The 12408-nt window shown below is 66.8% G+C and carries 12 protein-coding genes; 8 read left to right on the top strand and 4 right to left on the bottom strand.

Annotated elements, in window-relative coordinates; translation table 11 throughout:
- Window positions 1-59 precede the first annotated feature (59 nt).
- Together F7D01_RS02820 and F7D01_RS02815 are read left to right on the top strand one after the other, a co-directional pair.
- Window positions 60-749: a PadR family transcriptional regulator gene (locus F7D01_RS02820; protein WP_215228744.1), complete on the top strand. Its 690-nt coding sequence runs from the start codon at window positions 60-62 to the stop codon at window positions 747-749.
- Window positions 746-1066, top strand: a complete 321-nt coding sequence (locus F7D01_RS02815; protein WP_215228743.1) for a DUF2218 domain-containing protein — start codon at window positions 746-748, stop codon at window positions 1064-1066. Before F7D01_RS02820 ends, F7D01_RS02815 begins: the two co-directional genes overlap by 4 nt.
- Before the next feature lie 40 nt (window positions 1067-1106).
- Here F7D01_RS02815 and F7D01_RS02810 read toward each other — a convergent pair whose 3' ends face one another.
- Window positions 1107-2255 (bottom strand): glycosyltransferase family 1 protein, encoded by a 1149-nt coding sequence (locus tag F7D01_RS02810; RefSeq protein WP_215228742.1) that lies wholly within the window; start codon window positions 2253-2255, stop codon window positions 1107-1109.
- Window positions 2256-2429: 174 nt separating this feature from the next.
- On the opposite strand from F7D01_RS02810, the gene F7D01_RS02805 reads away from it, so the two are divergent.
- The 3 genes from F7D01_RS02805 to F7D01_RS02795 all read left to right on the top strand — a co-directional run bounded on the left by F7D01_RS02805 (window position 2430) and on the right by F7D01_RS02795 (window position 6488).
- A complete protein-coding gene (locus F7D01_RS02805; RefSeq protein ID WP_215228741.1) occupies window positions 2430-3554 on the top strand; it encodes a phosphoserine transaminase in 1125 nt (374 codons plus the stop codon).
- A 123-nt stretch (window positions 3555-3677) separates the two neighbouring features.
- Window positions 3678-5261 (top strand): phosphoglycerate dehydrogenase, encoded by a 1584-nt coding sequence (gene serA / locus F7D01_RS02800; protein ID WP_215228740.1) that lies wholly within the window; start codon window positions 3678-3680, stop codon window positions 5259-5261.
- Between the two features lie 120 nt (window positions 5262-5381).
- A complete protein-coding gene (locus F7D01_RS02795; protein ID WP_215228739.1) occupies window positions 5382-6488 on the top strand; it encodes an ATP phosphoribosyltransferase regulatory subunit in 1107 nt (368 codons plus the stop codon).
- Here the strand turns inward: F7D01_RS02795 and F7D01_RS02790 are convergent.
- The gene (locus F7D01_RS02790; protein WP_251567010.1) at window positions 6485-7603 is read right to left on the bottom strand and encodes a DUF5694 domain-containing protein; all 1119 of its coding nucleotides are present in this window, start codon (window positions 7601-7603) and stop codon (window positions 6485-6487) included. The genes F7D01_RS02795 and F7D01_RS02790 overlap by 4 nt on opposite strands.
- A 23-nt stretch (window positions 7604-7626) precedes the next feature.
- Window positions 7627-8445 carry an aldo/keto reductase gene (locus tag F7D01_RS02785; protein WP_215228738.1) on the bottom strand — a complete coding sequence of 273 codons (819 nt, stop codon included), beginning with the start codon at window positions 8443-8445 and terminating at the stop codon, window positions 7627-7629.
- A 284-nt stretch (window positions 8446-8729) separates the two neighbouring features.
- On the opposite strand from F7D01_RS02785, the gene F7D01_RS02780 reads away from it, so the two are divergent.
- The 3 genes from F7D01_RS02780 to F7D01_RS02770 all read left to right on the top strand — a co-directional run bounded on the left by F7D01_RS02780 (window position 8730) and on the right by F7D01_RS02770 (window position 11634).
- The gene (locus tag F7D01_RS02780; RefSeq protein WP_215228737.1) at window positions 8730-10019 is read left to right on the top strand and encodes an adenylosuccinate synthase; all 1290 of its coding nucleotides are present in this window, start codon (window positions 8730-8732) and stop codon (window positions 10017-10019) included.
- 7 nt (window positions 10020-10026) lie between these two features.
- On the top strand, window positions 10027-10596 hold the full coding sequence (locus F7D01_RS02775; protein WP_215228736.1) for a murein L,D-transpeptidase family protein: 570 nt from the start codon (window positions 10027-10029) through the stop codon (window positions 10594-10596).
- Between the two features lie 63 nt (window positions 10597-10659).
- Complete coding sequence (locus tag F7D01_RS02770) at window positions 10660-11634, top strand: MarR family transcriptional regulator (RefSeq protein ID WP_251567008.1); 975 nt, start codon at window positions 10660-10662, stop codon at window positions 11632-11634.
- On the opposite strand, the gene F7D01_RS02765 is transcribed toward F7D01_RS02770, so the two are convergent.
- A complete protein-coding gene (locus tag F7D01_RS02765) occupies window positions 11592-12398 on the bottom strand; it encodes a bifunctional precorrin-2 dehydrogenase/sirohydrochlorin ferrochelatase (protein ID WP_215228735.1) in 807 nt (268 codons plus the stop codon). The genes F7D01_RS02770 and F7D01_RS02765 overlap by 43 nt on opposite strands.
- Window positions 12399-12408: the final 10 nt, after the last annotated feature.

The following is a 12408-nucleotide window of genomic DNA, read 5'->3' as shown; positions in this document are numbered from 1 at the left end:
TGTCTTCGACACATCACGATATATCTTAGTGCATCTCTAATAGTGAAAAGGAATATACCATGACCAGATGCAATGATGAGCGCAGCGAGGATGGGCGACGAGGCCGCGGTCGCAAGGGCTCCGGCTGGAACTGGAGCGGTGGCGCGGACGGTCTTTTCGGTGCCGACGGTCCCTTCGGCCCGAGCGGTCCGTTCGGCCCCAGCGGCCCCTTCGGGCCAGGTGGTCCCTTCGGACCCGGCGGGCCCTTCGGTGGCGATCGCGGGCGAGGCGGTCACCGTTCCGGCCGCCGGCGGCGCATGTTCGGGCAGGGCGAGCTCCGGCTGGCGCTGCTGCGCATGCTCGCCGACGAACCGCGCCACGGCTACGAGCTGATCAAGGCGGTCGAGGATCTGACCGGGGGGACCTATGCGCCCAGCCCCGGCGCGGTCTATCCGACGTTGCAATTGCTCGCCGACGAAGGCCTGATCGAGGAGCGCGACGACGATAGCCCGCGCAAGGCGTTCGCCGCCACCGCGCAGGGCCATGCCGAGCTGGAAGAGCGCGAAGAGGAGGTTCGGACCCTGTTCGAGCGTCTGTCCGCCGTGGGCGACGAACAGCACGGATCGCCCAATCTGCGCGTCCATCGCGCCATGGAAAACCTGCGCAACGCGGTTCGCCTCCATCGCCATCAGGGCGAGCTGGAAGGCGAGAGGCTGGATCGGCTGGTCGACTTGATCGACGACGCCGCACGCGCGATCGAGCGGCTATGACTGTCACCGCCACAGCGCATGTTCCGACCGCTGCCGGGTCGCGTTACCTGCAGCAACTCTGCAAGCACTGGTCGCACAACCTGGCTGTCGAATACGACAGCCAGGCGGGCCGCGTAACCTTCCCCTCGGACGGGCGCGGCGGTTCGTGGGCGGGCGAGGGAGTGCTCTCGCTCGCCGCGAAACCGGACACGCTCGAATGCACGATAACCGCCAGCGAGGAAGGCCAGCTGGAAATGCTCAAGCGGGTCGTGGCGGAACATCTCGACCGTTTCGCCTTTCGCGAGGCCCCACTGACATTCGACTGGCAGGACCGCTAACGGTCTCACCTGCTATGTTCATGGCGAGGCCCGGCGGCGATCAGATCAGCCGGGCCTCGATCATGTCGCGATAGGTTTCGACGACGGCTTCGTTCACGGGGTCCCAGGCCCATTTGTGGCTGTGCCTTTCGCCCGCGGCCCCGTGGGCTGCGCGCAGCTCCGGCTGGCGGATATAGGCTTCCAGTGCGTCAGCGAACCCGCCGGTGTCGTCGGGCGGGATCATCCGCCCCGTCTCGCCATCCAGGACCAGGTGGTTGCTGCCCGTAGTATCCACCGCGACCACCGGCAGGCTGCAGGCCATCGCCTCCAGCGTGACGTTGCTGAACGCCTCGGTGATGGAGGCATTGAACAGTACGTCCATGCTGGCGACCGCGCGGCCCAGGTCCGCTCCGGTCTGAAACCCTGCGAACCGCGCCTTGGGGACACGTTCGCTGAACCACTCCCCGGCTGGACCCTCGCCAACCACCAGCACGCGGAACGGAACCCCGCGCCGGGTCAGTTCCGTGGTGACGTCCGCGAACCGGTCGAGCCCCTTTTCCAGCACGAGCCGTCCCAGGAACCCGATCGCCACCTCGTCGTCCGCGATGCCGAGCGACCGGCGCCAGGCCAGGTCGCGGCGTTCGCGATCGAAAATCTCGCGATCGACCCCGCGCGCCCAGATGCGGATATCGTCGTTCATGCCCTGCGCTAGATAGTCCTGCCGGATCACCTCGGTCGGCGCGAGCACCGCGTCGCAACGGCCGTAGAACCGGCGCAGGATGGCGCGCAGCGGCGGCTCCATCATGCCCAGCTTGTAATAACGCGGATAGGTGTCGAAGCGCGTATGGACGCTGGCGATCGCGGGAATGCCGCTGGCCCGTGCCCAGGCGAGCGCCGCATGGCCACTGGGATCGGGGCTCGACAGATGGACTACGTTGGGCGCGAACCGGGCAAGATCGCGCCGGACCGCGCGGCTGAGCCCCAGCGGCATGCGATATTCGCCACGCCCCGGCAGGGGCACGTTGGGCACATTCACCAGTTCGCCCGTCGCCTCGAACGCCGGGTTTTCCACCTTGGGCGAATACACGCGCACCGATGCGCCCTGCCGCAGCAGGTAGCCGACCAGGCGATTGAGCGCCTGGTTCGCCCCGTCCCGGGTGTAATTGTAGTTCCCGCTGAACAGCGCGACGCGAAGATCGGTGGTATGCATGTGACCTCGCGCCATATCGCCGCCCTGCTGGCTTGGGAAGCGCGAGACACCGTGGCCGCATGCGGTTTCAGATGCAACCGCATGCGCGCTTGACTCAAGGGTCGCGCTCCACCACTTGCGCCGACGGGCCACGCGGTCCCAACGCCGCGCGCGCTCTCTGCAAGGAGAGAATACATGACTGATACCTCCCCCCCGGCGCGCAAGCCTGCGCGTCCGTTCTTCTCGTCCGGCCCGTGCGCCAAGCCGCCCGGATGGTCCCCCGAAAAACTCGCCACCGAATCGCTCGGCCGCTCGCACCGGTCCAAGCTGGGCAAGGCGCGCCTCGCCCATTGCATCGACCTGATCCGCGACGTGCTGGAGGTGCCGGAGACGCACCTGATCGGCATCGTGCCGGGCTCCGATACCGGCGCGGTCGAGATGGCGATGTGGACCATGCTGGGCCAGCGCCCCGTCACCACGATCGCGTGGGAAAGCTTCGGCGAAGGCTGGGTCACCGACGCGCTCAAGCAGTTGAAGATCGACCCCACCGTGATCCGCGCCGATTACGGGCAATTGCCCGATTTGGCGCAGGTCGACTGGTCGCACGATGTCGTCTTCACCTGGAACGGCACCACCAGCGGCGTGCGCGTGCCCGATGGCGACTGGATCGCGAGCGACCGCGAGGGGCTCTCCATCGCCGATGCGACCAGCGCCGTGTTCGCGCAGGACATCGCCTGGGACAAGACCGATGTCCTCACCTTCTCCTGGCAGAAGGTGCTGGGCGGGGAGGGTGCGCACGGCGTCCTGATCCTGGGCCCGCGCGCGGTCGAGCGGCTGGAAAGCTACACCCCCGCATGGCCGCTACCCAAGGTGTTCCGCCTGACCAAGGGCGGCAAGCTGATCGACGGTATCTTCCGCGGCGAGACGATCAACACTCCGTCCATGCTCGCTGTGGAGGATGCGATCTTCGCGCTGGAATGGGGGAAATCGCTGGGCGGCTTGTCCGCGATGAAGGCCCGCGCCGACGCCAACGCCGCGGCGCTGGACAAGTTGGTGCAGGATCGCGACTGGCTCGGCCACCTCGCCGCCGATCCCGCCAGCCGGTCGAACACCAGCGTGTGCCTGACGGTCGAGGGTGCGGACACGGATTTCATCAAGAAATTCGCCGCCCTGCTGGAGCAGCACGAAGCCGCCTACGACATCGCCGGCTATCGCGACGCGCCGCCGGGTCTGCGCATCTGGTGCGGCGCGACCGTCGACGCCGCCGACATCGAGGCGCTCGGCCCCTGGCTCGACTGGGCCTGGGCAGAGCTCAGCTAGCCGTCTCCCGCTCGCCCTGAGCTTGTCGAAGGGCCGTACTTTCCTTCTGAAGACCCGTCGAAGGTGAAAGACGATCCTTCGACATGCTCGGGATGAGCGGTCTTATTCTATCGAGGTTACATCATGACCAAGCCCAAAGTCCTCATTTCCGACAAGATGGACCCCAACGCCGCGCGTATCTTCGAAGAGCGCGGCTGCGAGGTCGACGTCATTACCGGCGAGACGCCGGAAGAGCTCAAGGCCCGCATCGGCGAATATGACGGCCTCGCCATCCGCTCCTCCACCAAGGTGACGGCCGATATCCTCGACGCCGCCGACAATCTGAAGGTCATCGGCCGCGCCGGTATCGGGGTCGACAACGTCGATATCCCCCATGCGTCGGGCAAGGGCGTGGTGGTGATGAACACCCCGTTCGGCAATTCTATCACCACCGCCGAGCATGCGATCGCGATGATCATGGCGCTCGCTCGACAGATTCCGGAGGCGAATACCCGTACGCAGGCGGGCGAGTGGCCCAAGAGCGCGTTCATGGGGGTCGAGGTCACCGGCAAGACGCTGGGCCTGATCGGGGCGGGCAATATCGGCTCGATCGTCGCGGCGCGGGCGCAGGGCCTGCGGATGAAGGTGATCGCGTTCGATCCGTTCCTGACGCCCGATCGCGCCGTGGAACTCGGCATCGAGAAGGTCACGCTGGACGAGCTGCTTGCGCGCGCAGATTTCATTACGCTGCACACCCCGCTGACCGACGAGACGCGCAACATCCTCAGCCGGGAAAACCTGGCCAAGACCAAGGAAGGCGTGCGGATCGTCAACTGCGCGCGCGGCGGGCTGATCGACGAAGCGGCGCTGAAGGACATGCTCGAAAGCGGCCATGTCGCGGGCGCGGCGCTCGACGTGTTCGCGCAGGAACCGGCCAAGGACAACGTGCTGTTCGGCGCTCCCAACTTCATCTGCACCCCGCATCTGGGCGCTTCCACCACCGAGGCGCAGGTCAATGTCGCGCTGCAGGTGGCGGAGCAGATGGCCGATTACCTGGTCAATGGCGGCGTCACCAACGCGCTCAACATGCCGAGCCTTTCGGCCGAGGAAGCGCCCAAGCTGCGCCCCTACATGGCGCTGGCAGAAAATCTCGGCTCACTGGTGGGGCAGCTCGCGCATGGCAATCTGCCCAAGATCAGCGTCGAGCTGGAAGGGGACGCGGCCGAGCTCAATCCCAAGCCGATCACCGCCGCCGTGCTTGCCGGGCTGATGGCGCGCTATTCGCAGAGCGTGAACATGGTCAACGCGCCGTATCTGGCGAAGGAGCGCGGGATCGAGGTGCGCGAGATCCGCAACACGCGCGAGGGCGCCTACAACACGCTGGTGCGCGTCACCGTGGCGACCGACAGCGGCGATCGGTCGGTTGCCGGCACGCTGTTCGGGTCCAGCGCGCCGCGCCTCGTGGAGATCTTCGGCATCGGGATCGAGGCGGAGCTGGCGGGCAACATGCTCTATATCGTGAACGACGATACGCCGGGCTTCATCGGTCGGATCGGTACGCTGCTGGGCGATAGCGGCATCAATATCGGCACCTTCAACCTCGGGCGGCGGCAGACCGGCGGGGAGGCGGTGCTGTTGCTGAGCGTCGATCAGCCGATCCCGCAGGAGGTCATCGACCAGGCTTGCCAGGTGCCCGGTGTGCGTACGGTGAAGGCGGTGGCGTTCTGATCGGACCCCGCTCGTCCTGAGCTTGTCGAAGGACCGCTTTTCCCTATAGCGGCGGTCCAAAGAGAAAGGACAGCCCTTCGACAGGCTCAGGGCGAGCGGTCGGGGGACGGTGGGAGTGTCATGACCGAACCCGAAGACCTGCTGCCGATCGGCCTCGAAGATCGCCTCCCGCGCGAGGCGGCGGCGATCACGCGCGCGAAGCGCGAGGCGCTCGATGCGATGGACGCGCACGGTTACGACCGGGTGCGTCCGCCGCTGATCGAGTTCGAGCGTTCGCTGGCGGGCCGGATGGGGCACGAGAGTGCGCGCACGCTGTGCCGCTTCGTCGATCCGGCCAGCTTGCGCACGCTGGCGGTGCGCAGCGACATCACCCCGCAGATCGGGCGCATCGCCGATACCGGCCTGTCGCAAGCGCCGCGCCCCCTGCGCCTGTGCTATGCGGGCGAGGTCGCCGCGCTCAGCGCAGATCAGCTCGACCCCGCACGCCAGCGTTTGCAGCTGGGGGCCGAACTGGTCGGGGCGGACACGCTGGAGGCGATTTCCGAAATCCTGTCGCTGGCGGTCGAAACGCTGGAGGCGATGGGAGCGCAGGGCCTGACCATCGACCTGACGCTGCCCGATCTCGTCGATACGCTGGCCGCCGGGCCGATGCCGCTCGCTCCCGAACGGATCGAGCCAGTCAAGGTGGAGCTCGACAGCAAGGATGCGGGCGGGCTCGTCGCGGCGGGCGGGGAAACCTACCTGCCGCTGATCCACGCGACCGGCCCGGTCGATACCGCGCTGGAGCGGCTGCGCGCGATCGATGCGGGCGGCGCGCTCGCCAGCCGCATCTCGGGGATCGAGAAACTGGCCAAGAGCCTGGAAGGGCGCGCGCGCGTCACGCTCGACCCGACCGAGCGGCACGGGTTCAAATATTACAGCTGGTTCGGCTTCACCGCCTATGGCGCCGGAGCGAGCGGCGCACTTGCGCGCGGCGGGACCTATCGCGTGCAGCGTTCGGGAGAGGCGGCGACCGGCTTCACCTGCTATCTCGACCGCTTGCTGCCCGCGCTTCCGCCGGCTCCGGCGCGCGACATGCTGTTCCTGCCGACCGACCACGATCCCGCCGTCGCGCGGCGGTTGCGGGCGGAAGGCTGGCGCACGCTCAATGCTCTGACGGAGGGCGACGATCCGCGCGCGCTGGGTTGCACCCACCGCCTGGCGGGTGCCGAGCCGACGCGGCTTTAGTCCCCTGCCAGCACTGCCTGGGTATCGGCGATCGCGACATCGCTCGTCATGCCCAGATAGCGGTCGTAATAGGGAACGTGGCTGGCGCCGACGATGGCGAGCGTCCGCGTTCCCGGGCCGATCACCTCGCGCAGATTCGCGACCATGCGCAAATTGCGGGTTTCCCAATAGGCGAGATAGGCGCGCCCGGTGGCGGGGTAGCGGGTCGACCCCGCCGCCGTGCCGAAGTCGGTCGCCATCGCTAGACGCTGCGCGTCCGGCGAATTGAGCGAGCGGTAATAGGCGACGACATCCATCGATCCGTCGTTCAGCGCGGCGCTTTCCGCATTCATCCGCGCGATCCGTTCGTCGAGCGCGGGACTGTTCCAGATTTCGGGCAGCTCCTTGCCATAGGCTTCCTCATCCGCCACCCGGCCCGCGCGATCGCCCGTGTGATCGTCCACGCGATAGACCCGGTCGAGGCCCAATCGCGCCGCCAGCCGCGATCCGATGATGACACTCTCGCTCGACTTGCCGGACTGTTTTTCGATCGTCGCGACCAGATCGGGCGTCAGCCCGTCGCCCGCATGCCGCTCCGCCTCGGGCAATTGCCACCATTGCGCGATCGCCGATTCGGGTTCGCCCATGGCCAGGAACAGCGCCGCCAGCCGCCGCCGCGTAGCCGGTTCGCGCGTGGCTGCGTCCAGCAGCGCGAGCGCCTCCTCCTCAGCTTGGGCGCCGCTCAGCCCTAATGCCTCTCGGGCCGGACCGGCGTCCGGGCAATATGTCTCGGCCGTATCGGTGTAGACGAAGGCATATTCACGCAGATAATCGCATTGCGGGCCCGACAGGCCCTCCACGGCGATCGCTTCCGGTGCCCATTTCGCCAGCCGATCAAGCAGCGGATCGAACCGCGTGCGGTCGAAATCCTTGGGCAGGGACGACAGATGCGCACTGCCCAGCACCAGCACCGGTGTGCGATCGCCGCGCGTCTGCGCCGCCGCATCCACAATCGAGACGGGATCGGCAGTCGGCGCGGGGGGCAAGGTTTGCGGTGACGCGACCGTTACGGCGGCGAGGGCGAGGGCGCTCAGAAGCGGCATGACGATCCCTTCGGAAAAACCGATGGGTGTCATGCCGCCATAGGACGGTCAAGCGGCTAGATACGCATCTTGGACGGTTCCGGCCCCATCCGCCCGCTGGCGCTGTCGAGCTCGTCGATCCGCTTCATCTGTTCGTCGGTCAGTATGAAATCGAGCGCCTTGAAATTGGCCTCGATATGATCGCGGCTGGCCGATTTGGGGATCGGGGCCAGACCGTGCTGCAGGTGCCAGCTGATGATGACGGCGCTGGCCGGTTGCCCGGTCTCGTCCGCGATCTGCTTGATCGTGTCGTTGGACAGTCCTTCGCCCTGGCCCAGTGGCGACCAGCTCTGCGTCACGATGCCCATCTCGTCATGCACCTTGCGCAGCTGGCGTTGCTGGAAGGTCGGATGCAGCTCGATCTGGTTGAGCGCAGGCACGACACCGGTCTCGTCGACGATCCGCTTCAGGTCTTCCTCGCGGAAATTCGAAACGCCGATCGACTTCGCCTTGCCCTGATCGCGCAGTTCGATCAGCGCCTTCCAGGTGTCGACGAACAGCTCGTCGTCAGGGCAGGACCAGTGGATCAGCAGCATGTCGACATGATCGCGGCCGAGCCGATCCAGGCTGCCATCCGCCGCCTTCAGCGTTTTGTCGTAGCCCTGGTCCTCGTTCCAGATCTTGGTCTGGAGGAAGATATCCGACCAGTCGCCGACGCCTTTGCCGACACCGCGTTCGTTTTCGTACACCTTGGCCGTGTCGACCAGCCAGTATCCCGTGTCGATCGCGATCTTCACGGCCTCGTCGGCCTTGTCGTCGGGAATCTGATAGGTGCCGAAGCCCAGCTGCGGGATCTGGCGGTCGTCGTTGAGGGTGAGGGTAGGGTAATCGGTCATGGTATCTCCTTTTGCCCGATCAACGCCGCGCCGCCGCGTCGGGTCCGTACTTTCCTACCCCGGACGGCGCTGGCACAACGAAGGCGATGCATCCTCTCTTTTCCCTTCGCGCGCCGAACACCCGTTCTCCGCATCGGACCGGGCATGTTTTCCGCGCCAGGACACTGTTCCATGTGTTCCATCCTGTAGGATTTCTAAGGCGGCGCGGTATGCGATCCGCATTGCCGGGGGGGTGCTAAGCGCCTAGGGCGCGGGCGGCTTTCGCAGGAACAGGGAACAGCGCTTTGGCTAACGTCACCGTTATCGGCGCCCAATGGGGCGATGAGGGCAAGGGCAAGATCGTCGATTGGCTGGCCAGCCGCGCCGATGCCGTCGTGCGTTTCCAGGGCGGCCACAATGCCGGGCACACGCTGGTGGTGGACGGCACCACCTACAAGCTCAGCCTGCTGCCCAGCGGCATCGTGTCGGGCACGCTGTCGATGATCGGCAACGGCGTGGTGCTCGACCCGTGGGCGCTGCGCGACGAGGTGGAGAAGCTGGAGGGGCAGGGCGTCGCCATCAACGACGACAACCTCGCCGTCGCCGACAATTGCCCGCTGATCCTGCCGCTACACCGCGACCTCGATGGCTTGCGCGAAAGCGCGGCGGGCGCGGGCAAGATCGGCACCACCGGTCGCGGGATCGGCCCGGCTTACGAAGACAAGGTGGGTCGGCGCGCGATCCGCGTGTGCGACCTCGCCCATCTCGACCAGCTCGATCCGCAGATCGATCGCCTGTGCGCGCATCACGACGCGCTGCGCGCCGGTTTCGACCAGCAGCCGGTCGATCGCGAACAGCTGAAGGCAGACCTGGCCGAGATCGCGCCCTTCGTCCTGCGCTTCGCCCAGCCGGTGTGGAAGCGGCTGAAGAAGGTGCGCAAGGCCGGGGCCAAGGTGCTGTTCGAAGGCGCGCAGGGCGTTCTGCTCGACGTCGATCACGGCACCTATCCCTTCGTCACCAGCTCCAACACTGTCAGCGGCACGGCCGCGGCGGGCAGCGGGCTGGGTCCGAACGCGACCGGTTTCGTGCTGGGCATCGTGAAGGCTTACACCACGCGCGTCGGCAGCGGTCCGTTCCCGACCGAGCTGGACGACGAGATCGGCCAGCGGCTGGGCGAGCGGGGCCATGAATTCGGGACCGTCACCGGACGCCAGCGGCGCGTCGGCTGGTTCGACGCGGTGCTGGTGCGCCAGACCTGCGCGATCAGCGGCGTCACCGGCATCGCGCTGACCAAGATCGACGTGCTCGACGGGATCGACACAGTGAAGATCTGCACCGGCTATCGTCTCAACAACAACGTCTACGACTATCTGCCCAGCCATACCGCGAGCCAGGCGGCGGTCGAGCCGATCTACGAAGAGATGGACGGCTGGCACGAAAGCACCGCGGGCGCGCGCAGCTTCGCCGACCTGCCGGCGAACGCGGTGAAGTACATCCAGCGCATCCAGGAACTGATCGAGACGCCGGTGGCACTGGTCTCCACCAGCCCGGAGCGCGACGACACCATCCTGATGCGCGATCCGTTCGAGGATTGATGGTGTGATGCCCACCCCGCTGCGCCTAGCCAGCAAGCTGGCAAGGCTCGCTCCCCTCCCGCGTGCGGGAGGGGCTGGGGGTGGGCTTCTCGCAGTACTGTCGGCTGCGGCTCTAGCATCCTGCGCGCCAACCTCACCGCCGCAGGAAATCGCGCAGCCGCAGGTCGACTTCCTCCGCGTCGACAAGTCCGACCGGACGCTGGTCCTTTACGATCACGGTCGCGCCGTGCGGCGCTATACCGGCCTGCAATTCGGCGACGCGCCTCTCGGCCACAAGCATTTCGAAGGCGACGAGCGCACCCCGGAAGGGCGCTACACGATTGATGCGCGCAATCCGCAAAGCGCCTATCACCTGTCGCTGCGCGTCTCCTATCCGAACGAAGCCGATCGCGCCTACGCCGCCGCACGGGGACGTAATCCCGGTGGGGACATCTACCTCCACGGGCAGCCCAACGCCCTGCCGCTGGGCCGTATGCTAGGCGACTGGACCGATGGCTGCATCGCGCTCTCCAACGCCGAGATCGAGGAGGTTTACGCCTTGGTGCCCGAGGGCACGCCGATCGAGATTGTCCCCTGACTTGACTCGGGCTCCGTAGTGTTCCTTATATGTTCCGATGTATCGGCAAGAGGATTCGGAAAGATGATGGAACGGCTCACGCTCGAATATGCGCCCACCGCGCGTGCCGCGGTCGGCCCGGCCAGTGTTTCGATCTTTGCCGATCGCGCCCATGTGCGCGCCGAACTGGTCGAGGACCTGCTCGCCGTCGGATGCGGTATCGCGGGTGAAGTGGCGCTCCGGGACCTCGCCACCGATTTGGGGCCGCTGCAGGGCGCGGTGGTCGTGCTCGACTGTCCCGCGCTCAACGCGGCCCGGCTGGCGGCGCTGTCACGGATCGACGATGCGGTGTTCCAGGCAGGTATCGCGTTGGTGGTATCGACGTCGATCGGCGCGTTGGAGGAGGTATTCGCCTGCCTCGACCGATCGGAACCGATCCTGCTGGTCGAGCCGTCGCGGGGGGAGCGATTGGCCGCGATCGGTCGGGCGCTGGCACGACCATCTTCTGCAAGGGTGCGCGATTTCTCGCAAGAGGACCGCATCGCGATGCTGCGCCTCGCCGAACAGGTGGAACGGCTCGCGCAGCAAACGAGCGGCGAGAGTGGAGGGCTGGATACCTTGACGGTGCGCTCGCCTGCCATTTCCTTCAATGCCGAAAGCGAAGCGGGAAATAATGAGGGTGATCGGTTGGTCCGTCGCACCCGGCCTTCGCTACCCGATCCACGGCTGGTGCGGCGGATGATTCGCCAGCGGCAGGCGCGCGGGCGCTTTTTCGACGGCGCGTTGTTCGCTGATCCGGCGTGGGACATATTACTCGACCTCACTGCCGCGCGGGCGGAGTACAAGCGCGTGTCCGTGACCAGCCTGTGTATTGCCAGTGGCGTGCCGCCCACCACCGCGCTGCGCTGGATCGGTCAAATGACGGAGGACGGCCTGTTGCAGCGGGTCGCCGACACCATCGATCGCCGCCGCGCCTATATCGCGCTCAGCGACGGGGCGGCGGATGCCATGGCGCGCTATTTCGCGGAGATTGGCGAGGTCGCCGACTCCTCTTCCTGATGCAGCCGCAGGATTACCGTCAGGCCTTCCTCGGGCGGCGCGGCGGGAAGGACATCCCGCACGGCATCCGCGCGCGCGCGATCCAGGATAGCAGGCGGAATGGCCGGATCGTGGAGCAGGGTGTCGCAGGTTCCGAGCAGCCTCGCCTGGCGCAGCGTGAGCTCCTCCGGATCGGTCGATCGCAGCCGGAACGTGTGGACGGTTTCATGCGGCAGATTGCTATCGCCGCGTACCCAGCCCGCGACCCGCTGGGCGGACCCGGGATCCAGCGGGTCGAGCGGGCCACCCTGGGCGAGCGCATTGTCGAGCGCGAAGCGCCGCATGTCGGGATTGGTCCAGCGCTGGCGAATGGCATCGCGCGATCCGGCAAGTCGCGCGGCGAGGAGGCCGAGCGTATGGGGCAGCAATTGTTCGATCCGCAGACGCAGATGCTTCGCCAGTCCCGCCGACGCCCCGCCGGTCGCGATCGCGATGATCACGGGGTCGCGGTCCAGCATGCTTGGGGTGGTGAAATCGCACAGGTCGGGCCGGTCGGCGACATTCACCAGCAGGCCCTTCGCCCGCAAGCGGGAGGCCGTGGCCTCCGCCTCGTCGTCATCATCGATCGCCACGAAGGCGATCCTCACCTTGTCCGCTTCTTCTTCCGGGCAGGGGATACCCCCGGCGCGCTCGACCAGGCGCCGCTTCGCCCCTGCCATCGGTTCGTCGCCGGTAACTACCACCCGCGTCCCCGCGATGCGATGGAACAGCGGCAGGCTATGCATGGCACGCGCC

It is taken from the genome of Erythrobacter sp. 3-20A1M (genome assembly GCF_018636735.1).
Classification (GTDB): Bacteria; Pseudomonadota; Alphaproteobacteria; order Sphingomonadales; family Sphingomonadaceae; genus Alteriqipengyuania.
Note: the sequence above shows the minus strand (reverse complement) of the source record. Positions and strands in the feature narration are given on the sequence as shown.